Origin of the sequence: Streptomyces mangrovi (assembly GCF_900114215.1) — a bacterium.
Classification (GTDB): domain Bacteria; phylum Actinomycetota; class Actinomycetes; order Streptomycetales; family Streptomycetaceae; genus Streptomyces; species Streptomyces barkulensis.
In genome coordinates, this window is the sequence record NZ_FOSG01000020.1 from 17,506 (window position 1) to 43,738 (window position 26,233).

The window sequence follows — 26,233 nt, forward strand, 5'->3', positions numbered from 1 at the left end:
GTCTTCGTGAGCGCCGCGGCGCCGCCGCGCCGGCTACCGCGGGTCCCAGCCGCCGTCCTGGCCGGAGGTCTGCCAACCCCCGCTGCCGTTCGTGCCGTTGCCGCCGCCTGCGTCCCAGCCCCCGGCGGTGGAGGTGGCACCGATGCTGTCACCGCCCGTGTCGCCACCGGTGTCACCGCCGGTCACACCGCCCACGGTGGTGCCGACCGTGGTGCCGTCGGTGGTGCCGCCCATGGTGCTGGTGCCTCCGCCCCCGCCAGGGCCCCCGTTGCCGCCTCCGCCGATGATGCCGGGCGGGAGGGAGATGTCGGGGAACGGGTTGCCGGGACGGCGGTCGCCGGGCTTGTCGTCGTCGCGGTCGCGGCCCTTGTCCTTCTTGTCACCGGTGTCGGCCCGCGGCACCCGGACGTCGTTGAAGGACTCGACGGGCTCGCCCTGGAGGGCGCCGGTCATCGCGGTCTTCCAGATGGGGCCGGGCAGACAGCCACCGCAGACCTTGGGGTAGTACTGGCCGCCGATGGTGATGTCGTACATCTCCTGCGGGTCGCCGATGTCGTCGCCGACCCAGACGGCGGTGGAGAGGTTCGGGGTGTAGCCGACGAACCAGGCGTCCTTGCGGCCGTCCGTCGTACCGGTCTTGCCCGCGTTGTCGCGGTCGGTCAGACCGGCCCTCGTCCCGGTGCCGTCCTCCACCACGCCCTTGAGCATCTTGTTGATGGAGTCCGCGATGTGCTCGGACATCGCCCGCTCGCACTTGGTCCGGGGGACCGGGAGCTTCTTGCCGTCGGCGTCGGTGACCTTCTCGATCGCGACCGGCGAGCAGTAGGTGCCGCGGTCGGCGAACGTGGCGTACGCGGCGGCCATGGTAAGCGGGCTGATGTTCTGCCCGCCCAGGAGCATCGCCGGCTTCTGTTCGACGGGCTTGCCGCTGCCGAGGTGGACACCCATCTTCCCGGCCGTCTCCACGACGTCGCACAGGCCGACCTTCTGGCCCAGATCGACGAAGTAGGTGTTGATCGACTTGCTGAGGGCGCCGGTCATGTCCCAGGTGCCCTTCTCGGACTCCAGCTCGTTCTGGACGTCCCAGCTGCCGCTGCCGTAGGGCTTGTTGCCGCAGACCTTGAACTCCCCCAGGCTGAAAGAGGTCTTCCAGTCGCTCTTGTAGGTGCTCGCGGGGCTGACGCCGTTGGCCATCGCGGCGGCTGCGATGATCGGCTTGAAGGTGGAACCGACCTGGAAGCCGTGGGTGCTGCCGCCCATGGAGTTGTCGACCGCGAGGTTGAGCAGGGTCTGGTTCTTCTTCTGGTCCAGGCCGTAGGGGCGGCTCTGAGCCATCGAGAGGATCTTCCCGGTACCGGGCTCGACCTGGACGACGGAGGCGGCCACGGGGTCGTTCTTGTAGACCTTGCTGGTGGCGGCTTCCGCGGCGGCCTTCTGCGCCTTGGGCGAGAGCGTGGTGCGGACCGTCAGACCGCCGCGCTTCCAGAGGTCCTTGCGCTCCTCCTCGGTCTTGCCGAAGGCCGGGTCGGTCAGGATGACCTTGCGGACGTAGTCGCAGAAGAAGCCCGCCCTGTCGGTGGCGGTGATGCAGCCGCTCTTCGGCTTGCTGACCTTGAGGCCCAGCTTCTTCTTCTTGGCCGCCGCGACGTCCGCCTTGCCGGCCGCCCCCGTCTCGGCCATGCGGTTGAGCACGATGTTGCGGCGCTCGACCGCCCGGTCGGGGTAGTTGACGGGGTCGTAGTAGGTGGGGGACTGGACGAGCCCGGCGAGGAGCGCGGCCTCGTGGAGCTCCAGGTCGGCGGCGTTCTTGGAGAAGTAGCGCCGGGCCGCGGCCTCGATGCCGTACGCCTGCTGGCCGAAGAACGTGATGTTGAGGTAGTTCTCGAGGATCTGCTCCTTGCTGAGCTCCTCCTCGATCCTGATCGCGTACTTCAGTTCCTGGATCTTGCGGCCGATGGTCTGCTGGGTGGCCTCGGCGACCTTCTCCTGGTCGTCGCCGGCCTGCTCCACGAAGACGTTCTTGACGTACTGCTGGGTGAGGGTGGAGCCGCCCTCGGCGACCCCGCCCTGCTGCGCGTTCTTGTTCAGGGCGCGCATCACGCTCTTGAGGTCGATCGCGCCGTGCTCGTAGAAGCGGGAGTCCTCGATCGCGACGATCGCCTTCCGCATGGTGGGGCTGATCTTCTTCAGCGGCACCACGGTGCGGTCGCGGTAGTAGTCGGTCGCGATCAGGTTGCCCTCGGAGTCGAGGATCCGGTTCTTCTGGCTGAGCGGGGGGCGCTTGAAGTCCATGGGGATCTCGTCGAAGCTCTCGACGGTTCCCTTGGCGGCCAGCCCGAGGCCGCCGGCCACGGGCAGCGCGATACCCGCCAGCACCGCTCCCGAGAGCACGCTGACACCGAGGAACTTGGCGGCCTGTTGGGTCCCGGACAGCCCGCCACCCGAGCGCTTGTTTGGCATGAGGGCAGCCTACGTTCTCAATCGCCGGACAGGTGTGCGTGTGTTCGCCTACGCTGTATCACGTCTGACACGGTCGTTCGGTTCCTTGTCAACTCAGGGTTCACTCCATCAGGTGTTGAGATGTGACCGAATTGCAATCCGGTGTCAGGAAACATCCAGCTCCAACCTCTTGAGATATGCACCCAATGCCCGTTTTCGGGTAATGGGTCGAAATCATTCTTCGGTCACTCCGTTGGGTGATCTGCCACGCACCCATAGTCCGTTCGGGCCATTCAAGATTGGGCCCGTCGGGGGTGTTGCGCCCTGGCCACCTTCCGTAACGTCCTGCCCTGGCAGCGGTGAATATGCCGTCTGCCGCCGTGGGGGAGCCTCGATTCGGGAGAGGACGGCGCCGGCATGGGCTGGGTTACCGACTGGAGCGCGCAGGCGGCCTGCCGCACTGCGGATCCGGATGAACTGTTCGTACAGGGGGCGGCACAGAACCGCGCCAAGGCGGTCTGCACCGGATGCCCGGTGCGCACCGAGTGCCTGGCCGACGCCCTGGACAACCGTGTGGAGTTCGGTGTCTGGGGCGGCATGACCGAGCGGGAGCGAAGAGCGCTGCTGCGCCGCCGCCCGACGGTCACCTCCTGGCGGCGGCTGCTGGAGACCGCGCGCACCGAGTACGAGCGCGGCGCGGGCCTGCTGCCCGTGGAAGTCGAGATGCGCGAGCACGACGCGCGGCGCTACAGCGGCGACTACGCCGCCGCGGGCTGAAACCGTTCTCCGGTCCCGGTCCCGGGCCACGGGCTCTCGGCAGGGTCCGGCGGAGGCGGAGGACACGGGCCGGCGGGACACCGCCTTCGGCGGAGACGCCCACGGCGGCGGCCGGGAGACCGGCAGGGCCGGCGGTACGGCCGCCGCCGGTGCTAGGCGGGCTCGACGCCGGGCTGTTCCGCCAGACGCCCGCCGATCGCCCGCAGTCCCTCCAGGTCGTGCACATCGCCCGGCAGCGCGGCGACCTCGGCCACCGGCACCTCCGGGTGCAGCGCGGCGAAACGGTCGCGCGTACGCCGCTCGCGCGCCAGGACGTGCATCCGCTCCGCGTGCAGCCTCAGCATGCCCGCGGCCAGCCGTTCGGCCGTCGCGGGAGAGGAGGGGGAGTCCTCGGGGAGATCGACGATGCCTTCCTCCTCGAGATTCTCCGCGGCCGCCAGCGCCCGCTCCGCGCTGAGGTGGGCCGCCTCGCTGCCGTGCATCCGGTTCAGCACGAGTCCCGCCAGCGGCATCCGGTCCGCCGCCAGCCGCTCGACGAAGTACGCCGCCTCGCGCAGCGCGTCACGCTCCGGGGCCGCCACCACCAGGAACGCCGTCCCCGGCGCCTGGAGCAGCCGGTACGTGGCGTCGGCGCGGGTGCGGAAGCCGCCGAACATCGTGTCCATCGCCGCCACGAACGTCTGCATGTCGCGCAGCAGCCCCGTCCCCAGCAGCTTGTTGAGCAGCCCGGTGAACACCGACAGCCCGGACACGCCCAGGTTCATGAACCTCATCCCCGCCCGGCCGCCGGCCTTCGCCGGGGCCGTCAGCAGCCTGATGAACCGCCCGTCCAGGAACGACCCCAGGCGCTTGGGCGCGTCCAGGAAGTCCAGCGCGGAACGGCTCGGCGGGGTGTCCACGATGATCAGGTCCCACTCGTCGCCCGCGCGGAGCTGGCCGAGCTTCTCCATGGCCATGTACTCCTGCGTCCCCGCGAAACCGGCCGACAGCGACTGGTAGAAGGGGTTCTCCAGGATCGCGCGGGCCCGCTCGGGGTCGGTGTGGGCCTCGACGATCTCGTCGAAGGTCCGCTTCATGTCGAGCATCATCGCGTGCAGCTCGCCGCCCGGCGCGCCGTCGACGCCCTCGACCCGGCGCGGGGTGTTGTCCAGTTCGGTCAGGCCCATCGACTGGGCCAGCCGGCGGGCCGGGTCGATGGTCAGGACGACGACCTTCCGGCCGCGCTCGGCCGCCCGTACGCCCAGGGCCGCGGCCGTCGTCGTCTTGCCCACGCCGCCCGCCCCGCAGCAGACCACGATCCGGGTGCCGGGGTCGTCGATCAGCGCGTCGACGTCCAGCACCGGAAGCGTGCCCAGCCCGGGTGCCTGTCCGTGCGCCTGTGTCCGGGACTGCGCCTGTGCGCTGCCCGCCTCGGCCGTCCGTGCCGTCACCTGGCCACCCCCTGTTCACGCAGCTGTTCACGCAGCTCGCCGGCGAGCAGGTAGACGCCGGGCAGGTCGGCGCCCTCGGCCAGCAGCTCCAGTTCGTACGCGGGCAGCTCCAGCCCGGCTATCTCCGACCGCAACTCGCCCTCCAGCGCCAGCCGCTCGGCGTGCTCGTGGGTCTGGCGCAGCAGCGGGCCGATCAGCTGCTCGGCCCTGCCGCCGCGCCGCGCGCCGCCCAGGCCCGCCCGGGACAGCGCCTTGGCGATCTCGGTGCGGGACTCCTCGGCGGCCCGCACCGCCGCCCGGTCCAGTACCGCCGGCCGTGTCATGTTGACGAACACGCCGCCGACCGGCAGCCCGGTGGCGCGCAGCTCGGCGACTCCGTCCACGGTCTCCTGGACGGGCATCTCCTCCAGCAGGGTCACCAGGTGCACGGCGGTCTCGGAGGACTTGAGCACCCGCATCACGGCCTGGGCCTGGTTGTGGATCGGGCCGACCCGGGCCAGCCCGGCCACCTGGTCGTTGACGCCGAGGAAGCGGGTTATCCGCCCGGTGGGCGGCGCGTCCATGACCACCGCGTCGTAGACGAAGCCGCCGGCGCGGGTGCGGCGGCGCACCGCCTCGCAGACCTTGCCGGTGAGCAGGACGTCGCGCACGCCGGGCGCGATGGTGGTGGCGAAGTCGATCGCGCCGAGCCGTTTCAGGGCGCGTCCCGCCCCGCCGAGCTTGTAGAACATCTGCAGGTAGTCCAGCAGTGCCTTCTCCGCGTCGACGGCCAGCGCGTACACCTCGCCGCCGCCCGGCCCCACGGCGATCTTCCGCTCCTCGTACGGCAGCGCCTCGGTCTCGAAGAGCTGGGCGATGCCCTGCCGCCCCTCGACCTCCACCAGGAGTGTGCGTTTGCCCTCCTCGGCGAGGGCGAGCGCGAGTGCGGCGGCGACCGTCGTCTTTCCGGTCCCGCCCTTGCCGGTCACCACATGCAGCCTGCTCACCCTTCGGAGCCTAACCACCGGACGGGGGGAGTACGCGTGCGGATGGGCCATGGAGGTGCGCCCGGTCTCCGGCGGAGGCGGACCGGAGCGGCGCGGACACCGGGGGGAGGGCGCGCGGAAGGGCGCGCGGGAGGGGCTAAGGTCGGCCCCATGACGAAGTGGGAATACGCGACCGTGCCGCTGCTCGTGCACGCGACCAAGCAGATCCTGGACACCTGGGGCGAGGACGGCTGGGAGCTGGTCCAGGTGGTGCCCGGCCCGAACAACCCGGAGCAGCTCGTGGCGTACCTGAAGCGGGAGAAGCAGTGAGCGACGCGGGCGGCTCGGTCGAGTCCAGGCTCGCGGAGCTGGGGCTGACCCTGCCGGAGGTGGTGGCGCCGCTGGCGTCGTACGTCCCGGCGGTGCTCTCCGGCTCCTACGTGTACACCGCCGGCCAGCTGCCGATGGTCGACGGCGCGCTGCCGGTGACCGGCAAGGTCGGCGCCGAGGTGACGCCGGAGGAGGCCGGGGAGCTGGCCCGGATCTGCGCGCTGAACGCTCTGGCGGCCGTGAAGTCGGTCGCCGGCGACCTGGACCGGATCGCCCGGGTCGTCAAGGTGGTCGGCTTCGTCGCCTCCGCTCCGGACTTCACCGGCCAGCCCGGTGTGGTCAACGGGGCCAGTGAGCTGCTGGGCGAGGTGCTGGGCGACAAGGGCGTGCACGCGCGCAGCGCGGTGGGCGTCGCGGTGCTGCCGGTCGACGCGCCGGTCGAGATCGAGATCCAGGTCGAGCTGGCGCACTGAGCCGCCGGGCGTACGGCCGTGGTGTCCGCGGTGCCCGCGGTGTCCGCGGTGTCCGAGGTCCGCACTCGAACATCGCGGCCCGCGGCCGTACGATCCGGCCATGCCGTCAACGCCGCCGTCATCCGCGTCTCCCGCCCGGCCGTCCGAGCCCCCGAGCGACGGGCAGTGGTACCCGCCCGAGTGGCCCGAGCGCATCCGCGCCCTGGCCGAGGGGCGGCTCACGCCCGTGCCCCCGCGCCGGGCGGCGACCGTGATGCTGCTGCGGGACTCCGGGGGCGGCCCGGCCGTCCACATGCTGCGCCGGCGCGCCTCCATGGCCTTCGCCGCGGGCGCGTACGCCTATCCCGGCGGCGGCGTGGATCCCCGCGACGAGGGCGCGGTCGCCTGGGCCGGCCCGGCGCGCGAGGAGTGGGCGCGGCGGCTCGGGGTGGAGGAGGCGGTCGCGCAGGCCGTCGTGTGCGCCGCCGTGCGCGAGACCTTCGAGGAGTCGGGCGTCCTGCTGGCCGGCCCGGACCCGGACACGGTCGTCGCCGATACCACCGGCGAGGACTGGGAGGCGGACCGCGCCGCCCTGGTGGCCCGCGAGCTGTCCTTCGCCGAGTTCCTCGCCCGCCGCGAGCTGGTCCTGCGCAGTGATCTGCTGGGCGCCTGGGCGCGCTGGATCACCCCGGAGTTCGAGGCGCGGCGCTACGACACCTGGTTCTTCGTCGCCGCCCTGCCCAAGGGGCAGCGCACCCGCGACGTCTCCGGCGAGGCCGACCGCACGGTGTGGATCCGCCCGGCGGACGCGGCCGCCGCCTACGACCGGGGCGAGCTGACGATGATGCCCCCGACGATCGCCACCCTGCGGCAGCTCATGCCGTACGCCGACGCCGCCGCGGCGCTGGAGGCCTCCGGGGAGCGGGACCTGACGCCCGTACTGGCCCGGGCGAGCCTGGAGGACGACGGATCCGGCGGGCAGCGGGTGGTGCTGAGCTGGCCGGGGCACGAGGAGTTCACCAAGCACGTGCCCACGGCCCGGCGGACGGCGGGGGGCGCGCCGTGACCGACGCCTCCGCACTGCCCGGGCAGCCGCGCGGCGGCGCCATCGACGGCACGGGCACCGCCCGCGCGATGTGCGTGCTGGCGCCGAACCCCTCACCGATGACGCTGGACGGCACCAACACCTGGATCGTCGCCGAGCCGGACTCGCCGCTGGCGGTCGTCGTCGACCCCGGTCCGCTGGACGAGGGGCACCTGCGCCAGGTGATCGACACCGTCGAGCGGTCGGGCCGGCGGGTGGGGCTGACGCTGCTCACCCACGGCCACCGGGACCACGCCGAGGGAGCCGCCCGCTTCGCCGGGCTGACGGGGACGGCCGTACGCGCCCTCGACCCGGCGCTGCGGCTGGGGGAGGAGGGCCTGGCGGCCGGGGACGTGGTGACCACGGGCGGCCTGGAGCTGCGGGTGGTGCCCACGCCCGGGCACACCTCGGACTCCCTCAGCTTCCACCTGCCCGCCGACGGCGCGGTGCTGACCGGCGACACCGTCCTGGGGCGCGGCACGACGATGGTGGCCCACCCCGACGGGCGGTTGGGCGAATACCTGGACTCCCTGCGGCGGTTGCGCTCGCTGACCGTGGACGACGGCGTGCGCACGGTGCTGCCGGGGCACGGACCGGTGCTGGACGACGCGCAGGGGGCCGTCGAGTACTACCTGGCGCACCGGGCGAGCCGGCTGGCGCAGGTGGAGACGGCCGTGGAGGCGGGCCACCGGACGCCGGGGGAGGTCGTGGCGCACGTCTACGCGGACGTGGACCGCTCGCTGTGGCCCGCCGCCGAGCTGTCGGTGCGGGCGCAGCTGGAGTACCTGGAGGAGCACGGCCTGGTGTGACGGGCCGTGCCTTCCGGGCTGTTCCTCTTCCGGGCTGTTCCTCGAAGAGGAGGGGGAGGGGTCGGCGCTCAGCGCGAGCGCTTCGCCAGCCGCTCCACGTCCAGCAGGATGACCGCGCGGGCCTCCAGCCGCAGCCAGCCGCGGCTGGCGAAGTCGGCCAGCGCCTTGTTGACGGTCTCGCGGGACGCGCCGACGAGCTGGGCCAGCTCCTCCTGGGTGAGGTCGTGCACCACGTGGATGCCCTCCTCGGACTGCACGCCGAAGCGGCGCGACAGGTCCAGCAGCGCCTTGGCGACGCGGCCGGGCACATCGGAGAAGACCAGGTCGGACATCGAGTCGTTGGTGCGCCGCAGGCGCCGGGCGACGGCGCGCAGCAGCGCAGTGGCGACCTCGGGGCGGGCGTTCAGCCAGGGCTGGAGGTCGCCGTGGCCCAGGCCGAAGAGCTTGACCTCGGTCAGCGCCGTGGCCGTGGCCGTACGGGGACCCGGGTCGAACAGGGACAGCTCGCCGATCAGCTCGCCGGGGCCGAGCACGGCCAGCATGTTCTCCCGGCCGTCCGGGGAGGTGCGGTGGAGCTTGACCTTGCCCTCGATCACGACGTAGAGCCGGTCCCCGGGGTCGCCCTCGTGGAACAGGGCCTCACCCCGCGCGAGCGTCGTCTCCGTCATGGAGGCACGCAGCTCGGCAGCCTGCTCGTCGTCAAGCGCCGCGAAGAGCGGGGCGCGCCGCAGAACGTCGTCCACGAGTTCTCTCCTTGTCCACGTGCCCACGGGTCTGTCGCCCCCATGATGCCGGACGGTGAAACAGTGCGATCAGTCACAAGTTTGACGCACCCGGCGTCCGGCGCGTGCGCCAGGGGTCCGATCGGGCCCCGAATCGGCGGTGAGCGGGGCGGATGTCGGCGCTCCCCCGTACGCTGGCCGGGTGTCCAACACGCCGGTGAGACCGGACGGAAAGGGGGCGTACGGGTGACGGTGTCCCGCGACCCATCCCAGGATTCCGCCGTGGGCGAACAAGTGTCCGCCGAACGGGTAACGCAGGCGAAGCCGCCGAAAACGGCCGGGGGAGGAAAGAAGAAGACGGGGAGCAGGCCGGAGACGCGGCTGGCCATGGTCCGCCGCGCCCGGCGCATCAACCGCGAGCTGGCCGAGGTGTACTACTACGCCCACCCCGAGCTGGACTTCGACAACCCATTCCAGCTGCTGGTCGCCACCGTTCTCTCCGCCCAGACCACCGATCTGCGGGTCAACCAGACCACCCCCGCCCTCTTCGCCGCCTACCCCACGCCGGAGGAGATGGCCGCGGCCGACCCCGAACGGCTGGAGGAGCTGATCCGGCCCACCGGCTTCTTCCGCAACAAGGCCAAGTCGCTGCTGGGACTCTCCGCGGCGCTGCGCGACCGTTTCGGCGGCGAGGTACCGGACAGCCTGGAGGACATGGTCTCCCTGCCCGGCGTCGGCCGTAAGACGGCACACGTGGTGCTGGGGAACGCCTTCGGCAGGCCGGGTCTGACGGTGGACACCCACTTCGGGCGGCTGGTGCGCCGCTGGCGGCTGACGGAGCAGACCGACCCGGAGAAGGTCGAGGCCGAGATCGCCGGGATCATCCCCAGGAGCGAGTGGACGATGTTCTCGCACCGGGTCGTCTTCCACGGCCGCCGCATCTGCCACTCCCGCAAGCCCGCCTGCGGCGCCTGCCCGATCACGCACCTGTGCCCCTCGTACGGCGAGGGCGAGACGGATCCGGAGAAGGCGAAGAAGCTGCTGAAGTACGAGATGGGTGGCCTGCCCGGCCAGCGGCTCAAGCCGCCCGCGGACTATCCCGGGCAGCCGGCGCCGCCGCCGGGCGCCTGAGCGGAGCGCGGATGAGAGAAGCACAGGAGAAGCGCCGGAGTCCCGTCGCCGCTCCGGCCGCCGGCCCGGTGGCCGTCACCGACCAGGGGCTGCCGGACTGGCTGCGCCCGGTGGCCGACGCGGCCTCGACGGTGCGGGCGCGGCAGCTCAGCCGCTTCCTGCCGCCCAGCGACGGGGGCGGACGGCAGTCCGCGGTCCTGGTGCTCTTCGGCGAGGGCGGCGGGGGCGCCGGCGGTGGAGCGGGTGGCGGGAGCGGAGCGGGGGCCGGGCCGGAGCTGCTGCTGATGGAGCGGTCCTCCAGCCTCCGGTCGCACGCCGGGCAGCCGTCCTTCCCCGGCGGCGCCCTCGACCCGGAGGACGGCGACCCCGAGGGCGACGGGCCGCTGCGCGCCGCGCTGCGGGAGGCGGAGGAGGAGACCGGGCTCGACCCGTCCGGGGTGCAGGTCTTCGGGCGGCTGCCGCGCGTCTACATCCCGGTGAGCGGATTCGTCGTCACGCCCGTACTGGGGTGGTGGAGGGAGCCGAGCCCGGTGGCGCCGGTGGACCCGGCCGAGACGGCCCGGGTCTTCACCACGCCCGTGGCCGACCTCGCCGACCCGGCGAACCGTGCCACGGCCAGACACCCCAGCGGCTACCGCGGTCCGTGCTTCCTCGTCAGCGACGCGCTGGTGTGGGGCTTCACGGCCGGGATCATCGACCGGATCCTGCACTTCGCCGGATGGGAGCGGCCGTGGGACACCGACCGCAGCGTCCCTCTCGACTGGCACGCGTGAGACGGTGGGCGACGTGAACGTGCTGGACGTACTGCTGCTGCTCTCCGCGGTCTGGTTCGCGGTCGTGGGCTACCGCCAGGGTTTCGTGGTCGGTGTGCTGTCGGTCGCCGGTTTCCTCGGGGGCGGGCTCGCGGCGGTCCATCTGCTGCCGCTCGTCTGGAACGAGTTCACCGACGGCGTGTCACCGGGAACGGCGGGTGCGATCGCGGTGGTGGCGGTGGTGATCGTGTGTGCTTCGGTCGGCCAGGCGTTCACCACCCATCTGGGCAACCGGCTGCGCCGGCACATCACCTGGTCGCCGGCCCGGGCCCTGGACGCGTCCGGCGGCGCACTGGTGAACGTCGTGGCCATGCTGCTGGTCGCCTGGCTGATCGGCTCGCTGCTGGCCTCCACGGCCGTGCCCGTCGTCGCCCGGGAGGTACGCGGCTCCGCGGTGCTGCACGGGGTCTCCCGGGCACTGCCGGACAGCGCCGACACCTGGTTCACCGACTTCACCTCGGTGCTCGCGCGCAACGGCTTCCCGCAGGTCTTCTCGCCGTTCGCCAACGAGCCGATCACCTCGGTGGAGCCGCCGGACCCGGCCCTGGCCGGCAGCCCGGCCGTGGCCCGCGCCAAGCGGTCCATCGTCAAGGTCCTGGGCACCGCGCAGAGCTGCGGCAAGGTGCTGGAGGGCACCGGCTTCGTCTTCGACCGCGGCCGGGTGATGACCAACGCGCACGTGGTCGGCGGCGTCGACGAGCCGACCGTGCAGGTCGGCGGCGAGGGCAGGCTCCACGACGCCACGGTCGTCCTCTACGACTGGGAGCGCGACATCGCCGTACTCGACGTGCCGTCACTGCAGGCGCCGGCGCTGCGGTTCGTGGAGGACGACGCGGAGACCGGCGACGACGCGATCGTCGCGGGCTTCCCGGAGAACGGCGGGTTCGACGTCCGCTCCGCGCGGGTACGCGGCCGTATCCAGGCGACCGGCCCGGACATCTACCACCGGGGCACGGTGCGCCGCGACGTCTACTCCCTGCACGCCATGGTCCGGCAGGGCAACTCCGGCGGCCCGCTGCTGACGCCCGACGGCAGGGTCTACGGCGTCATCTTCGCCAAGTCCCTGGAGAACGAGAGCACCGGCTACGCGCTCACCAACGACGAGATCCGCCAGGACATCCTGCAGGGGCGGGCGTCCCGGGGGCCGGTGGACAGCCAGGGATGCGCGATGTGAGGACCGGCTTCCGCCCGGTCCCGGGCCGTCTCCGGTCCTGCCCTCCGTCCTGCCCTTCGGGCCCCGCCGCCCGGGGCTCCGGCTGCCCGGCCCCTGTTCTGCCGCCCGCCGCTGAACAGGTGGCCGGAGGGCGGCAGGGGACCGGAGGAGAACCGGGCGGTGCGGCGGATGCGCGGCGGGCGGCGTCAGCCGCGCGTATGGCGCAGCCGCGCGCCCACCCAGCGGGCACGGCGGCGCAGAATGTGAGGGATGCCGAGCTCGGGATCGCGGAGATCGCCGAGATCGCGGTGGTCCCGCGCGGAGCGCGGGGGCGAGCCCTGCGCGCTGCTCTGTTCCCGGATGTCGCGTGACACGTCACGGTAGTCGTGCGTCCAACCCATACTCCGGACTCTGCCCGTGCCTCAAGGTCGGTAACCGCCCAATGGTCCGTCAATTGGCCTATGCGTGCGTCACGTGCACTTATCATCGGTCCGGTTCGGGGTCCTTCAGCCAGTCGACGAGTTCGCTCGTGAACGCCTTCGGATCCTCCTCGTGGGGGAAGTGGCCCAGCCCGTCGAACAGCCGCCAGCGGTACGGGGCCTCCACGTACTCGCCCGAGCCCGCCGCGCTGCGGGTGCGCATCACCGGGTCGAGTGAACCGTGCAGATGGAGGGTGGGGACACGGACCGGCCGCTTCATACGGCGGTTGAACTGGAACCCGTCCAGACGTGCCAGCGAGCGGACCATCCACCGGTACGGCTCGATCGAGCAGTGCGCGGTGGAGGGGACGCACATCGCCCGCCGGTAGACCTCGACCGCGTCGTCCTCCGGCGGCCGGGGCCCGGACCACTCCCGCAGCAGGCGGCCGACCAGCGCCCCGTCGTCCGCCACCAGCCGCCGCTCGGGGACCCAGGGGCTCTGGAAGCCCCATACGTACGCCCCGGCCGCCGTCTGCCGCAGGTCGCCCAGCATGGCCGCGCGCCAGCGGCGCGGGTGCGGCATCGAGGCCACTGCCAGGCGCCGGACCAGCTTCGGGCGCATCACCGCCGCCGTCCACGCCAGGTAACCGCCCAGGTCATGGCCGACGAGAGCGGCGTCGGGCTCGCCCAGGGAGCGGATCACACCGGTGACGTCGAGCGCGAGGTTGGCCGGGTCGTAGCCGCGGGGGGTGCGGTCGCTGCCGCCCACGCCCCTCAGGTCCATCGCGACCGCGCGGTAGCCCGCCTCGGCGAGGGCGGGCAGCTGGTGCCGCCAGGCCCACCAGAACTGCGGAAAGCCGTGCAGCAGCAGCACCAGCGGTCCCTCGCCCATCTCGGCGATGTGGAAACGCGCACCGTTGGCGGCGACGTCCCGGTGTGTCCAGGGGCCGTCCATCCGGACGGAGGAGGAGGGGAGGCCGGAGTGGTTCACGCCTGCCGTGCCCGCCGTTGCCGTACCTGCCGTTGCCGTACCTGCCGTTGCCGTACCTGCCGTGTCGCTCATCTCTGCCGTGCTCGCCGCCGTGTCTGCCGTGCCCGCGCCGTCCGCGCCGACCGTGCCGTCCGTGCTGTCCGTCATGCGGAAGAGCGTGTCACGTGCTCGACGGCCGTGGTCTCCGTCTCGGCGGACTTGGGCTCCGTCCGCGCGCCCGGAACGGCTCGGGGGTGGGGCTTGACGCCCGACAGCACGGCCGCCGACTGCTTGGCCGAGGCGATCGAGCGCTCGGGCGGCCTGACCTTGGACAGCTTGGCCTTGGCCAGCAGCAGGAGCATGAGCGCGACCAGCAGGTACACGCCCCCCACGATGGTGAACGACCAGGCGAGCCCGAGCCCCAGGTTGTGGATGCCGTAGGCCGCGGCGAAGCTGAAGACCGGCAGCGAGAAGAGCGCGAGGATGCCCGCGGCGACTGCCGCGCCGCTGCCGATCGCGCCGCGCTTGACGTCCTGCCGCAGCTCGGCCTTGGCCAGCGCGATCTCCTCGTGGACCAGTGCGGACAGTTCGGTCGTCGCCGAGGCGACCAGCTGACCGATGCTGCGGCCGTCGTCGGCTGGGCTCATCTCATGCTTCCTCTCGTCGTGTCGGTCGATGGCTCTGCGCCAGGGTCTGCATCATGCCGGACCGCGGTGCCCGCCGTCGCACACGGTGTCGGCGAGCCGCCTGTGCGCGGGCTGCCGCAGCAGCGGACAGGGGCGCCCGGCCACCGTGTGCGCGGTGGCCGGGCGCCCCTGTGGAAGGGTCCGGTGCCGGATCAGTCCTCGCTGGAGGCGGCGCCCGGCAGCTTGGACTGGATGAGGGTCATCACCGTGGAGTCGGTGAGGGTGGTGACGTCGCCCAGGTCCCGGTTCTCGGCGACATCGCGCAGCAGCCGGCGCATGATCTTGCCCGAGCGGGTCTTGGGCAGCTCGTCGACCGGCAGGATGCGCTTGGGCTTGGCGATCGGGCCGAGGTGCTTGGCCACATGACCGCGCAGCTCCTCCACCAGTCCCTCGTCCTCGGCGGCGTTGCCGCGCAGGATGACGAAGGCGCAGATGGCCTGGGTGGTCTGCGGATCGGTGGCGCCGACGACCGCCGCCTCGGCGACCTTCGGGTGCGAGACGAGGGCGGACTCGACCTCGGTGGTGGAGATGTTGTGGCCGGAGACCAGCATCACGTCGTCCACCCGGCCCAGCAGCCAGATGTCGCCGTCCCCGTCCTTCTTGGCGCCGTCGCCCGCGAAGTAGCGGTCCTGGAAGCGGGACCAGTAGGTGTCCAGGTACCGCTGGTCGTCGCCCCAGATCGTCCGGAGCATCGACGGCCACGGCTCGGTCAGGACGAGGTAGCCGCCGGAGCCGTCGGGCACCTCGTTGGCCTCGTCGTCCACGACCGTGGCGGCGATGCCGGGCAGCGGCACCTGGGCCGATCCGGGCTTGGCCTCGGTGACGCCCGGCAGCGGGCTGATCATCATGGCGCCGGTCTCGGTCTGCCACCAGGTGTCCACCACCGGGGTGCGGTCGCCGCCGATGTTGTGGCGGTACCAGATCCAGGCCTCGGGGTTGATCGGCTCGCCGACCGAGCCCAGCACCCGCAGCGAGGACAGATCGAACTTCGCCGGGATGTCGTCGCCCCACTTCATGCAGGTGCGGATGGCGGTCGGGGCGGTGTAGAGGATCGTGACCTTGTACTTCTCGACGATCTCCCACCAGCGGCCCTTGTGCGGGGTGTCGGGGGTGCCCTCGTAGATCACCTGGGTGGCGCCGTTGGCCAGCGGGCCGTAGACGATGTACGAGTGGCCGGTGACCCAGCCGACGTCGGCGGTGCACCAGTAGACGTCCGTCTCCGGCTTGAGGTCGAAGACGGCATGGTGGGTGTAGGCCGTCTGGGTGAGGTAGCCGCCGGAGGTGTGGAGGATGCCCTTGGGCTTACCCGTGGTGCCGGAGGTGTAGAGGATGAACAGCGGGTGCTCGGCCTCGAACGCCTGCGGGGTGTGCTCCTCGGACTGGCGGTCCACCAGCTCGTGCCACCACACGTCCCGGCCCTCGGTCCAGGCCGTCTCCTCGCCGGTGCGGCGGACGACCAGGACGTTGCGCACGTTCTCGGTGCCCGGCTGGGTCAGGGCCTCGTCGACGGCGGGTTTCAGGGCGCTGGGCTTGCCGCGCCGGTAGCCGCCGTCGGCGGTGATGACGACACGGGCGTCGGCGTCCTGGATGCGGGCGGCCAGGGCGTCGGAGGAGAAGCCGCCGAAGACCAGGGAATGGGGGGCGCCGATGCGGGCGCAGGCCAGCATCGCCACGACCGTCTCGGGGATCATGGGCATGTAGATCGCGACCCGGTCGCCGGTCCGCACACCCAGTTCGATCAGGGCGTTGGCGGCCCTGGAGACCTCGCGCTGGAGGTCGGCGTAGGTGATCGCGCGAGTGTCGCCCGGCTCGCCCTCGAAGTGGATGGCGACCCGGTCGCCCAGGCCTGCCTCGACATGGCGGTCGACGCAGTTGTGGGCCACGTTGAGCCGGCCGTCCTTGAACCACTTGGCGAAGGGAGGGTTGGACCAGTCCAGGGTCTCGGTCGGCTCGGTCTCCCAGCTCAGTCGGCGGGCCTGCTCGGCCCAGAAGCCCAGCCGGTCCGCTTTCGCCCGTTCGTACGCCTCCGCGGTGACGTTGGCGTTCGCTGCCAGCTCGGCGGGCGGTGCGAACCTCCGTTCCTCCTTGAGCAGGTTGGCCAGGCTTTCGTTGCTCACGACATCTCCCTTTCCCAGGGTGTCCGGTGTGTCCCGCGTCATAGCAGACCAGCCCTTGTCGTCCCCTGACAAGGGTTGTCCGTCAAGTGGTGTAGACCTCTTGCGCTCAGGGGTCGACACTCGTCGGTGAGCGGCCGACGAGCGGTCGAACGGCTTGTTTCCGTGATCTTCGTCCCGCCGCGGGCCGCCGTTCTCCCGCTGTGTGCGGGGTCGCTCGGGCGACGGCCGCGCGGGGGCGCACGGGAGTGAAGGCCGACACCTCGTCTCCGTCCCCCGTTGCCCGGACAGTCCGGTGCGTACGCCTGTGTCTCACCGGCGTGGAAGTACATTCCATGCGACCCCGGCGAGCCCTCGGGCAGCTGCCGGGCCTTACACGGATGGGCCTGCGGGTGGCCGGATGGCCGGAAAGCCGGAGGGCCGGAGAGGGGGTCGAGGCAATCGGGCTCACTGTTCACACCCGAGGGTGAATAAGTCATAGGAACCGGTCTCCTCGCTTGCGCCTCTCACAGTGCGTGTGAGGTTGGTCGCAGGCCGAACGAATCGGCCGGAAGAGCGCGAAAGCGACGACGGAGGCGATGAGGTGGAGAGCATGGGAGTCGCGAGGAGGCTGACCAGAGGCGCTGCGGGAGCGGCCGTACTGACCGTGCTGGCGGTCGGTTGCTCGAGCTCGTCCCCGAGCGTGTCGAAGGACGAGGGCCGCGCGAACAAGGACGGGCGGAAGGCGAAGCCCGCGGGCAGGGTCGAGCTCATAGGCGACGGCTCCACCGCCTACATAGGCGCCCAGCCGAACCAGCCCGAGTTCGGGCGTCTGAAGCCCGGCGACAAGCCTCCGCAGTTCGTCGTCTTCTCCTGGGACGGCGCGGGGGAGGACAGCAAGAAGCTCTTCTCGCACTTCCGCGAGGTGGGAAGGAAGTACGACGCGCACATGACGTACTTCCTCAGCGGCGTGTACGTGCTGCCCGAGGACGAGGCCCACCGCTACGAGCCCCCCGGCCGCGGCCGGGGTGCCTCGGACATCGGCTACCTCAAGGACGAGAACATACGGGCCACACTGGAGCAGCTCCGCGGCGCCTGGCTCGAGGGGAACGAGATAGGCACCCACTTCAACGGCCACTTCTGCGGGGCGAACGGCGTCGGCAGCTGGACGCCCGAGCAGTGGAAGAGCGAGATCGAACAGGCCAAGTGGTTCGTGAAGAACTGGAAGACCACGACCGGCTGGAAGGACCTGGAGCCCCTCCCCTTCGACTACGACCGGGAACTGGTCGGCGGCCGCACCCCCTGCCTGGAGGGCCGCGAGAACCTTCTCCCCGCCGCGAAGGAGATGGGCTTCCGCTACGACTCCTCCGGCAACGGCACCCAGGTCTGGCCCGACAAGGAGGGCGGTCTGTGGGACCTGCCGCTCCAGCAGGTGCCGATGCCCGGGCGTTCCTTCGAGACGCTCGCGATGGACTACAACTTCCTGGCCAACCAGTCGGGGACGGTCAACGGTGATCCGGCGCAGCGCGAGGCCTGGGGGCGCCAGATGCGCGACGGCCTGCTGGAGGGCTTCGACCGCGCGTACGACGGCAACCGCGCACCGCTGATCATCGGCAACCACTTCGAGGGCTGGAACGGCGGCGTCTACATGAAGGCCGTCGAGGACGTCATCAAGAAGGTGTGCCCCATGGCCGACGTGCACTGCGTCTCCTTCAGGCAGCTCGTCGACTGGCTCGACGCCCAGGACCCGCGGATCCTGGAGAGGCTCCGCACGCTCGGGGTGGGGCAGGCGCCCGAGGGCGGATGGAAGAGGTTCCTGACCGCCCCCTCGACGGCGGTCCCCTCCCGGCCCTCCGACACGTAGACCCCCGGCCCTCCGGCACGTGGACCCCCGGCCCGGCATTCCTGTGGAAGCTGTGCGGCCGGAGCCGGGACCGGAGGGGCGGGGACGGGAGCCGGCTCAGACCGCCCGGGAGGCGGGGGCCGGCGCCTCACGGAGTACGAAGGCGGGGTCGACCTGGGCCGCCAAGTCGGCTCCCGTCTTCGCGTTGCCCCAGCTCTCGGCGTTCTTCAGGTGGAAGTGCACCATCTGCCGGGTGTAGCGCTCCCAGTCGCGCAGCCCGTACGACGCGTCCGCCGTCTCCTGCATCATGCGCAGCGCCTTGTGGTTCGCGTCCTCCAGCTCGGAGAAGGGCCGGACACGGCCCTTCTCCATCGCGCGCACCCAGTCGGAGTGCCCGACTGTCACCAGCAGGTCGTCCCCGGCCTCCGCGTGCAGGAAGTCCAGGTCGTCCTGGCCCTGTACCTTGTTGCCCACCACACGCAGCTGGACGTCGTAGTCCCGGGCGTACTCCTTGTACTGCCGGTAGACCGCCATGCCCTTGCGGGTCGGCTCGGCCACCAGGAACGTCATGTCGAAGCGTGTGAACATCCCGGAGGCGAAGGAGTCCGAGCCCGCCGTCATGTCGACGACCACGAACTCCCCGCGCCCGTCGACCAGATGGTTCAGGCACAGCTCGACGGCGCCGACCTTGGAGTGGTAGCAGGCCACGCCCAGATCCGCCTCGGTGAAGGGGCCGGTGGCCAGCAGCCGTACCTCGCCGCCCTCGGGGACGCCGCCGGGCCGGACGCGGCGGGCGCAGGCGCCGTACACGGGATTGTCCTCGGTGATCCGCAGCAGCCGGGATCCCTCACCGGGCGGAGTCGTCTTGATCATCGTCCCGGCCGAGGCGATCCGGGGGTTGGTGCCGCGCAGGTAATCCTTGATCAGCGGCAGGTGGGCGCCCATCGCGGGCAGGGCGGCCGCCTCCTCCTCGTCCAGGCCCAGCGCGACGCCCAGGTGCTGGTTGATGTCGGCGTCCACGGCGACGACGGGAAGGTGCTGGGCGGCGAGGTGACGGACGAACAGCGAGGACAGCGTCGTCTTGCCGCTGCCGCCCTTTCCTACGAAAGCGATTTTCATGGTCGGAAGCGTAGTGGGGCGCCCGCGGTACGGAGGGGGGCCGCGTGAAGAAGACCACTCGATCGTGGGGCGTTCACGCCGCCGGGGGTGCGTAGGGTCTAGGCATGTCTACGACTGCTGATCCCCTCGCCGCGCTGGGCGCGCTGCCCGGCGTCGCCGACTCCGTCGAATCGGTGCGCAAGGCCGTGGACCGGGTGTACGGGCACCGGGTGATGCGGAGGCGCAGCAGCGAGGTCACCGCCGAGGCGGTGCTGCGGGGCGCCCGCGCCTCGGCGGCGCTCGGCGGCGCCGACTGGCCGCTGGAGGAGGTGCGGCGCCGCAGCGACTTCGGCGCGGACACCGAGGCGCGTACGGTCGGCGCGGCCCTGCGGGCCACCGCGGAGGCGGGTCAACTGCTGGACGTGTGGCGGCAGTCGCCCCTGCGGGTGCTGGCCAGGCTCCATCTGGTGGCGGCGGGCGGCGAGGCGGGGGGCGACCGTGTGGGCCGGCCGCGGCTGGCGGGCGAACCGGTGGAGGAGACGCTGGTGTCCGGGCCGGCGCTGCCGGGCGCCGCCGAGGTCTCGGCCCGGCTGGACGCCCTGGCGCAGCTCGTCGTGGCGGGCACCTCCGCGCCCGCGCTGGTGGTGGCGGCGGTGGTGCACGGCGAGCTGATGGCCCTGCGGCCCTTCGGTACGTACAACGGCCTGGTCGCCCGGGCAGCGGAGCGGATCGTGCTGATCGGCGGCGGTCTGGATCCGAAGTCCGTCTGCCCCGCGGAGGTCGGTCACGCGGAGCAGGGCGCCGAAGCCTACGTCGAGGCGCTGGAGGGATACGTCTCCGGCACCCCGGAGGGAGTGGCGGGATGGATCGGCCACTGCGGCCGGGCGGTGGGGCTGGGCGCGCGGGAGAGCACCGCGGTCTGTGAGGCCCTTCAGCGCGGGGCGGCCTGACGACCGGGGGCCCGGGAGGCGTTACCGAAGACCTCCGCACACAGTGATGCGGCGGCACCGGCGCGAGGTCGGTGTCGCCGCTGGCACGTCCGCCGGGGTACCAGGCGTGCACGGTATCGCCGTCATCAGGGGGACTTCGCCCGACCCTGGTGCGGCCGGCCCTATCGCGGGTCTGCTGCGCGTGGGTTCCCGGCTTCCATGCTCGGTCCGTGGGGCCTTCGTCTGTGCCGAACCTCCCTTTCGGGCGGTATCGGCCAGGTCTCGCGGGCCGTTGACTCCTTTGTACCCCACCCGGGGACGAAGTGGAACCTATCCCGACAGGGCTTTGCTTTACCTTTCAAAAGCCCCATGGGCGCCCATGGGTACCCATAGGCGTCCATGAAGGCCCGTTACGCCCATGGGTGTCTGCGTGTCTGCGGGTGCCTGCGGGTGCCTGCGGGGGTGCGGGGGCGCCCATGGGACCCGGCCGGAGAGGGGCGGCGCTCATGCCGTGTGGAGGCGGGCGCGCCGCCGGTTCGCGTACCAGACCAGGCCGGCGGTCGCCGCCGCCGCTCCCACCGCCACCGCGGCGGCCAGCGCGGGGCGCCGGGACATGGCGAGGGAGGGCACCCGCTGCTTGAGGCGGACCGGGCGCTGGAAGGCGAGGATCGGCCAGTCCCGGGCCACCGCCTCCCGGCGCAGTGCCCGGTCGGGGTTGACGGCGTGCGGGTGGCCGACCGCCTCCAGCATGGGGATGTCGGTGGCCGAGTCGCTGTAGGCGTAGCAGCGCGAGAGGTCGTATCCCTCGGACTCCGCCAGTTCCCGTACGGCCTCCGCCTTGGTCGGGCCGTACGCGTAGTACTCGATCTCGCCGGTGAAGCAGCCTTCCTCGACGACCATGCGCGTCGCCACGACGCGGTCCGCGCCTATCAGTTCGCCGATCGGCTCGACCACCTCCGCGCCGGAGGTGCTCACGATCACGACGTCGCGTCCGGCGAGGTGGTGCTCCTCGATGAGGGATGCGGCCTCGTCGTAGATGATCGGGTCGATGAGCTCGTGGATGGTCTCGGCGACGATCTCCCTGACCTGCTGGACGTTCCAGCCGCGGCACATCGCGGACAGATAGGCGCGCATCCGTTCCATCTGATCGTGGTCGGCGCCTCCGGCGAGGAACACGAACTGCGTGTACGCGGTGCGCAGCGCGGCGCGCCGGTTGATCAGCCCGCCGTGGTAGAAGGACTTGCCGAAGGTGAGCGTGCTCGACTTCGCAATGACCGTCTTGTCCAGGTCGAAGAAGGCAGCGGTGCGCGGCAGCGAGTGGTTTTCCACGAGGTTGAGCATATGCGCCCACCATTCGGCGTAAGGTAGGGCGCGTGGGTTTGCCTGAGAAGGCTCTCGGGTACACCATGGAAGTCACGGATCGTTCGCGACCGTGCTACCCCGGTCCGGCTCCTCCCCCCCCGAGTCGGCCGTGGAGACGACCCCCGCTCTCCCCCCCGGCGGGGGTCGTCGCATGTCCGGACGCGTTTTCGCCTCGCCGGGCCCTCTTCCTCCCCTCCCGCGGTCTGCGGTGGTGCGGGTCTTCCCCTTCTGTGATCTGTCACTCTCCGTATTCGTCAGCCTGCTCATACGGAGTCGCTCGTTTGGGTGAGCGAGTTATTCACAACTGCCGAGTTGTCCACGTATTTAGACCAAGATCATCGAGTTTTTCCGTTCCCCGGCACGGTGATTGAGCACGGAGTTCGCGGGTCCGCCGCGAACTGGAGAGCGAGAATCCGGAAGGGGAACGGGACGTGACCGGAAGCATCCTGATCGTCACCGAGGACGAGAAGTTGCTGGACGATCTGCTGCGCCTGTGCGCGGCGGCCGGGGCCGAGGCGGAGGTGGCCCACGGGGCGCCGCCGGTCCAGGGGCGATGGGAGAACGCCCCGCTGGTGCTGGTCGGAGACGACCGGGCCGACGCGCTGTCCCGGTCGGCGCGTGCGCCCGTGCGCCGGCCGGGAGTGCTGCTCATCGGCCGGGATCTGGACGACCCCGGCGTCTGGCGGCGCGGTGTGGGGATCGGGGCGGAACACGTGGTGCTCCTGCCCGACGGCGAGTCGTGGCTCACCGGCCGGATCGCCGACGCGGCCGAGGGCGTCGGGCGGCAGGCACTGACCGTGGGGGTGATGGGAGGCCGGGGCGGGGCCGGGGCCTCCACCCTGGCCTGCGCGCTGGCCCTCACGGCCGCGCGTGCCGGACATCGCACGATGCTCATCGACGGCGATCCGCTCGGCGGCGGGCTCGACATCCTGCTCGGAGGGGAACGGGCGGAGGGCCTGCGCTGGCCCGCGTTCGCCGACTCGCGCGGCCGGGTCGGCGGTGCGGCTCTGGAGGAGTCCCTGCCCAGGCTGCACGGTCTGCGGCTGCTCAGCTGGGACAGGGGTGAGAGCGCGGCCGTCCCTCCGGAGGCGGTGCGCGCGGTCCTGGGGGCGGCCAGACGGCGCGGCGGAGTGGTCGTGGTCGACCTGCCGCGGCGGCTGGACGAGACGGTCGCCGAGGTGCTGGCGCAACTCGACCTCGGCCTGCTGGTCGTGCCCGCCGAGTTGCGGGCCGTCGCGGCGACGCAGCGGGTCGCCTCCCGGGCAGGCCTGGTACTGCGGGACCTGCGGGCGGTGGTGCGGGGCCCCTTCGGGGCGGGGCTGGACGGTGAGGAGATCGCCCGGCTGCTGGGGCTGAGGCTCGCCGGCGAAATGCCCTCCGAGGCAGGACTGCCGACCGCGGTGGAGGCGGGTCGGCCACCCGGAGCGGACACGCGCGGTCCACTGGCCCGGTTCTGCTCGGAGTTCTGGGCCCGCGCACTGCCGGAGGGCGGCGGAGCACGGCCCGCCGGCGGCCGGGGGAGTGTGGCCGCGTGAGCGCGCGTACGCACACCCTGGGAGGGACACGCGGGGGAACGGACGCCCAGGCGCGGGCGGATGCTTACGGCGGGGCGCCCGCTCCGCGGACGCTGGTGGACGCGGTGCGTCTGCGGCTGGCGGAAGCCGGCGCGGAACCCACGCCCGCCCGGGTCGCGGCGGCGCTGCGGGCTCAGGGGCGGCTGCTCGGGGACAGCGCGGTGCTGGGTGTGGTGGAGGCACTGCGGTCGGAGATGGTCGGTGCCGGTCCGCTGGAGCCGCTGCTGGCGGAGCCGGAGGTCACGGACGTCCTGGTGACCGCTCCGGACGAGGTCTGGGTGGACCGTGGTGGCGCGGTGGAGCGGACCGCCGTCCGTTTCCCCGACGCGGCGGCGGTGCGCAGGCTCGCCCAGCGGCTGGCCACCTCGGCGGGACGGCGGCTGGACGACGCCCACCCCTGGGTGGACGCCCGGCTCCCGGACGGCACCCGGCTGCACGCGGTGCTGCCCCCGGTGGCGGTCGGCTGCACATGCCTGTCCCTGCGGGTGGTCCGCCCGCGGGCCTTCGCCCTGCCGGAGCTGGTGGCGGCCGGCACGGTGCCCCCGGGCGGGGAGGCACTGCTGGGGGCGATCCTGGACGCCAGACTGTCGTTCCTGATCAGCGGCGGGACGGGGTCGGGGAAGACGACCTTGCTGTCGAGCCTGCTGGGGCTGGTGGGGCCGAGGGAGCGGATCGTCCTGGCCGAGGACTCCGCCGAGCTGCGTCCCGACCATCCGCATGTGGTGCGGCTGGAGACGCGTCCGGCCAACCAGGAGGGCGTAGGCCGTGTCACCTTGCGGGATCTGGTGCGGCAGGCGCTGCGCATGCGGCCGGACCGGCTCGTGGTCGGTGAGGTGCGCGGCGCGGAGGTGACGGATCTGCTGGCCGCGCTCAACACAGGCCATGAGGGGGGCTGTGGGACGGTTCACGCCAACGCGGCGGCCGACGTACCGGCCCGGCTGGAGGCGCTGGGCACCACGGCGGGGCTCGACCGGACGGCGCTGCACAGTCAGCTCGCGGCGGCGCTGTCGGTAGTGGTCCATCTGGTCCGGGACCGCCGGGGCCAAAGGCGGATCGCCGAGATCCATGTGCTGGAGCAGGACCGGTACGGCCTGGTGGTGACGGTGCCCGCCGCCGTCCGGGGGCCGGACGGCTTCGTGCGGGAGCAGGGCTGGCCGCGGCTGGAGCGGCTGTGCGCACGGGGCGGTGGTGCGCTGTGACGGCGGCCGGAGCGCAGGCCGGCGCGCAGCCCGAGGTGGTGTACGCGGGGTCGCTGTGCGCGGCGATGGTGTGCGCCAGAGCGATGAGCCGGCTGCCGGGCCGCCCCGGTGAGGGGCTGCGGAGGGCCCGGCTGCTGTGCTCCGACGGTGCCGAGCCGGTGTCCCGGTGGGGCGGCCCGGCAGCCGGTGCCGTGGAGACGGTCGCCCGGACGGTGCGCGGGTTCGGGGCCCGGGTGGGTCCTGCGGGGTGGTGTCCGGTGGGAGGCGCCCTGCTGGCGCTGCTGGGGGAGTCGGTGCTGCCGCTGCTGGCCGGTGCGGTGGCGGTGCCGCTGCTCGGCCGCCGGTTGCGCGCACGGGAGCGGCGCCGTGCGGGGGCGGCGAGGGAGGCCGCCGTCATCGCCCTGTGCTCGGCGGTCGCAGGCGAGCTGCGGGCGGGCCGTACGCCCGAGCGGGCTCTGCTGGCGACCGGCATGCCCGGCTTCGGGGACACCGGAGCGGTGGTGCTGGCGGCCGCCCGCTTCGGAGGGGATGTACCGGGGGCGCTTCGGCAGGCGGCCCGGCAGAAGGGGGCGGAAGGGCTCGGCGGGATGGCCGCCTGCTGGCAGGTGGCGGTGGACGGAGGCGCCGGCCTCGCGGACGGGCTGGACCGGGTGGCCGGTTCGCTGCGGGCGGAGCGCGACCGGCGGGAGGAACTGCGCGCCCAGTTGGCGGGGCCGCGTTCCACGGCGCTCGTCCTGGCTCTGCTGCCGCTCTTCGGGCTGCTGTTGGGCGGTGCGATGGGGGCGAGACCGCTGCACGTGCTGCTCCACAGCCCTGCCGGGTGGGTCTGTCTGGCCGGCGCCGGGCTGCTGGAGTGGGCCGGGCTGGCGTGGGTTTCCACGATCGTCCGGAGGGCGGAGGAGGGCGGGCGGAGATGAGCGGCGGCTTTGTCCACAGCGTGTGGACAACGTGTGCGGAGTTCTCCTCGTCGCTTCCGTCGCCGCTGCCCGCGCTGTCCCTGTCGGCCGCGGCATTGTGTCTGGCCGGCGGGGCGCCGGCGGCCGGCCGGGTGCGGCGCCGCCGACGCCGGCCGGTGGAACTGCTGGGGGCCGGGGGCGGGGGCGGGGCCGGGGCCGGGACGCGGAGAGTGCTGCGCGTGATCGGCGTGCGGCGATCGCCGGTCCGGGAGGCGGCCGCGATGGCCGGGGCCGTCGCCCTGGCGGTCGCCCTGGTCGGAGGTCCGGTCGGCTGTCTGCTCGGGGTGGCGGCGGCGTACGGGGCGCGGTGTCTGCTGCGCGGCAAGGGGGCGCGGGGAGACACCGCGAAGAGAGCATATGTGAATGAAAAAGACAGGGAGGGCTTTGCGGGTGCCGAGTCGGCGGTGACCGGACAACTGCCCATCACCGCGGAACTTCTGGCCGCCTGTCTGGCGGCCGGATCGGGGCCGGGCGAGGCGGCCGGCGCGGTGGGGGGCTCGGTGGGCGGTCCGCTCGGTGAGGGATTGGTGCGGGCCTCGGCCGAACTGCGGCTCGGCGGCGACCCGGCGGCCGTCTGGGCGCGGCTGGGCGGGCTGCCGGGAGCGGCGGAACTGGCCCGGTGCATGGAACGGGCGGCGACGACCGGCGTGCCCGCGGTGGAGCCGGTGGGCCGTCTGGCCGCCGAGTGCCGGGCACGGCTGGCCCGGGCGGCCACCGAGCGGGCACGGCGGGCCGCGGTCCTGGTCACCGGACCGCTGGGGCTGTGCTTCCTGCCCGCCTTCCTGCTGGCGGGGGTGGTTCCGGTGGTCATCGGTCTGGCGCGGTCGCTGCTGTGAACCGCGCGGTACGGGCCGCGCCCGCGGTGGGTGCGGCCGACAGAACGGACAGCGAGACGGAGAGCGGGTCATGTGGGGACGAACGACGGAAGGACGAGCGGTGCGGACACGAGCGGTGCAGGCACGAGCGGTGCGGGCACGAGCGGTGCGGGCACGGGTGTTGC

Annotated in this window: 24 protein-coding genes; 14 read left to right on the forward strand and 10 right to left on the reverse strand. The window is 72.5% G+C overall.

The genetic code is table 11. The annotated features are described in order from the left end of the window. Positions 1-33: 33 nt before the first annotated feature. Positions 34-2,460 (reverse strand): transglycosylase domain-containing protein, encoded by a 2,427-nt coding sequence (locus BM237_RS23095; RefSeq protein WP_093851654.1) that lies wholly within the window; start codon positions 2,458-2,460, stop codon positions 34-36. Positions 2,461-2,856: 396 nt separating this feature from the next. Here BM237_RS23095 and BM237_RS23105 point away from each other — a divergent pair, with 396 nt between their 5' ends. Further along, positions 2,857-3,216, forward strand: a complete 360-nt coding sequence (locus BM237_RS23105; protein ID WP_093851655.1) for a WhiB family transcriptional regulator — start codon at positions 2,857-2,859, stop codon at positions 3,214-3,216. Positions 3,217-3,368: 152 nt separating this feature from the next. On the opposite strand, the gene bagB is transcribed toward BM237_RS23105, so the two are convergent. Continuing rightward, positions 3,369-4,646 carry an ATPase BagB gene (gene bagB, locus BM237_RS23110; RefSeq protein ID WP_175541105.1) on the reverse strand — a complete coding sequence of 426 codons (1,278 nt, stop codon included), beginning with the start codon at positions 4,644-4,646 and terminating at the stop codon, positions 3,369-3,371. Then, on the reverse strand, positions 4,643-5,632 hold the full coding sequence (bagA, locus tag BM237_RS23115; RefSeq protein ID WP_093851656.1) for an ATPase BagA: 990 nt from the start codon (positions 5,630-5,632) through the stop codon (positions 4,643-4,645). Before bagA ends, bagB begins: the two co-directional genes overlap by 4 nt. A gap of 150 nt (positions 5,633-5,782) precedes the next feature. Here bagA and sp36 point away from each other — a divergent pair, with 150 nt between their 5' ends. The 4 genes from sp36 to BM237_RS23135 all read left to right on the forward strand — a co-directional run bounded on the left by sp36 (position 5,783) and on the right by BM237_RS23135 (position 8,286). Next, positions 5,783-5,941 (forward strand): Sp36 family protein, encoded by a 159-nt coding sequence (gene sp36 / locus BM237_RS23120; RefSeq protein WP_003991873.1) that lies wholly within the window; start codon positions 5,783-5,785, stop codon positions 5,939-5,941. After that, positions 5,938-6,414 (forward strand): RidA family protein, encoded by a 477-nt coding sequence (locus BM237_RS23125; protein WP_093851657.1) that lies wholly within the window; start codon positions 5,938-5,940, stop codon positions 6,412-6,414. The genes sp36 and BM237_RS23125 overlap by 4 nt, the downstream gene beginning before the upstream one ends. Positions 6,415-6,514: 100 nt before the next feature. Further along, the gene (locus tag BM237_RS23130) at positions 6,515-7,459 is read left to right on the forward strand and encodes an NUDIX hydrolase (protein ID WP_093851658.1); all 945 of its coding nucleotides are present in this window, start codon (positions 6,515-6,517) and stop codon (positions 7,457-7,459) included. Further along, positions 7,456-8,286: an MBL fold metallo-hydrolase gene (locus tag BM237_RS23135; RefSeq protein WP_093851659.1), complete on the forward strand. Its 831-nt coding sequence runs from the start codon at positions 7,456-7,458 to the stop codon at positions 8,284-8,286. Before BM237_RS23130 ends, BM237_RS23135 begins: the two co-directional genes overlap by 4 nt. Before the next feature lie 68 nt (positions 8,287-8,354). Here BM237_RS23135 and BM237_RS23140 read toward each other — a convergent pair whose 3' ends face one another. Continuing rightward, the gene (locus tag BM237_RS23140) at positions 8,355-9,029 is read right to left on the reverse strand and encodes a Crp/Fnr family transcriptional regulator (protein ID WP_093657459.1); all 675 of its coding nucleotides are present in this window, start codon (positions 9,027-9,029) and stop codon (positions 8,355-8,357) included. A gap of 261 nt (positions 9,030-9,290) precedes the next feature. On the opposite strand from BM237_RS23140, the gene nth reads away from it, so the two are divergent. The 3 genes from nth to BM237_RS23155 are packed head-to-tail and all read left to right on the forward strand — an operon-like array spanning position 9,291 to position 12,125. Beyond that, positions 9,291-10,139: an endonuclease III gene (gene nth / locus BM237_RS23145; protein WP_093851660.1), complete on the forward strand. Its 849-nt coding sequence runs from the start codon at positions 9,291-9,293 to the stop codon at positions 10,137-10,139. A gap of 11 nt (positions 10,140-10,150) precedes the next feature. After that, complete coding sequence (locus BM237_RS23150) at positions 10,151-10,912, forward strand: NUDIX hydrolase (RefSeq protein WP_093851661.1); 762 nt, start codon at positions 10,151-10,153, stop codon at positions 10,910-10,912. Between the two features lie 13 nt (positions 10,913-10,925). Continuing rightward, a complete protein-coding gene (locus BM237_RS23155) occupies positions 10,926-12,125 on the forward strand; it encodes a MarP family serine protease (protein WP_093851722.1) in 1,200 nt (399 codons plus the stop codon). Positions 12,126-12,310: 185 nt separating this feature from the next. Here the strand turns inward: BM237_RS23155 and BM237_RS23160 are convergent, their stop codons facing one another. From BM237_RS23160 to acs, 4 genes are all read right to left on the reverse strand, one after another. Then, complete coding sequence (locus tag BM237_RS23160; RefSeq protein WP_093851662.1) at positions 12,311-12,505, reverse strand: hypothetical protein; 195 nt, start codon at positions 12,503-12,505, stop codon at positions 12,311-12,313. Between the two features lie 82 nt (positions 12,506-12,587). After that, positions 12,588-13,478, reverse strand: coding sequence for an alpha/beta fold hydrolase (locus BM237_RS23165; RefSeq protein ID WP_245793979.1), 891 nt, complete (start codon positions 13,476-13,478; stop codon positions 12,588-12,590). 179 nt (positions 13,479-13,657) lie between these two features. Next, positions 13,658-14,140, reverse strand: a complete 483-nt coding sequence (locus BM237_RS23170; RefSeq protein ID WP_093851663.1) for a phage holin family protein — start codon at positions 14,138-14,140, stop codon at positions 13,658-13,660. A gap of 191 nt (positions 14,141-14,331) precedes the next feature. Further along, a complete protein-coding gene (gene acs, locus BM237_RS23175) occupies positions 14,332-16,296 on the reverse strand; it encodes an acetate--CoA ligase (RefSeq protein ID WP_093851664.1) in 1,965 nt (654 codons plus the stop codon). A gap of 589 nt (positions 16,297-16,885) precedes the next feature. Here acs and BM237_RS23180 point away from each other — a divergent pair. Continuing rightward, positions 16,886-18,136 (forward strand): polysaccharide deacetylase family protein, encoded by a 1,251-nt coding sequence (locus BM237_RS23180; RefSeq protein WP_245793953.1) that lies wholly within the window; start codon positions 16,886-16,888, stop codon positions 18,134-18,136. 96 nt (positions 18,137-18,232) lie between these two features. Here BM237_RS23180 and BM237_RS23185 read toward each other — a convergent pair whose 3' ends face one another. Next, on the reverse strand, positions 18,233-19,234 hold the full coding sequence (locus tag BM237_RS23185) for an ATP-binding protein (protein ID WP_093851665.1): 1,002 nt from the start codon (positions 19,232-19,234) through the stop codon (positions 18,233-18,235). Positions 19,235-19,338: 104 nt separating this feature from the next. On the opposite strand from BM237_RS23185, the gene BM237_RS23190 reads away from it, so the two are divergent. Then, positions 19,339-20,163 (forward strand): Fic family protein, encoded by an 825-nt coding sequence (locus BM237_RS23190; protein ID WP_093851666.1) that lies wholly within the window; start codon positions 19,339-19,341, stop codon positions 20,161-20,163. Between the two features lie 483 nt (positions 20,164-20,646). Here BM237_RS23190 and BM237_RS23195 read toward each other — a convergent pair whose 3' ends face one another. Further along, positions 20,647-21,483, reverse strand: a complete 837-nt coding sequence (locus BM237_RS23195) for an HAD family hydrolase (RefSeq protein WP_093851667.1) — start codon at positions 21,481-21,483, stop codon at positions 20,647-20,649. 452 nt (positions 21,484-21,935) lie between these two features. On the opposite strand from BM237_RS23195, the gene ssd reads away from it, so the two are divergent. The 4 genes from ssd (at position 21,936) to BM237_RS23215 (ending at position 26,069) form a co-directional block, all read left to right on the forward strand. Then, positions 21,936-23,039: a septum site-determining protein Ssd gene (gene ssd / locus BM237_RS23200; protein ID WP_245793955.1), complete on the forward strand. Its 1,104-nt coding sequence runs from the start codon at positions 21,936-21,938 to the stop codon at positions 23,037-23,039. Between the two features lie 92 nt (positions 23,040-23,131). Then, positions 23,132-24,277, forward strand: a complete 1,146-nt coding sequence (locus BM237_RS23205) for a TadA family conjugal transfer-associated ATPase (RefSeq protein WP_093851725.1) — start codon at positions 23,132-23,134, stop codon at positions 24,275-24,277. Positions 24,278-24,342: 65 nt separating this feature from the next. Next, positions 24,343-25,194: a type II secretion system F family protein gene (locus BM237_RS23210; RefSeq protein WP_093851726.1), complete on the forward strand. Its 852-nt coding sequence runs from the start codon at positions 24,343-24,345 to the stop codon at positions 25,192-25,194. Beyond that, on the forward strand, positions 25,191-26,069 hold the full coding sequence (locus BM237_RS23215) for a type II secretion system F family protein (RefSeq protein WP_093851669.1): 879 nt from the start codon (positions 25,191-25,193) through the stop codon (positions 26,067-26,069). The genes BM237_RS23210 and BM237_RS23215 overlap by 4 nt, the downstream gene beginning before the upstream one ends. The last annotated feature ends 164 nt before the right edge of the window (positions 26,070-26,233 follow it).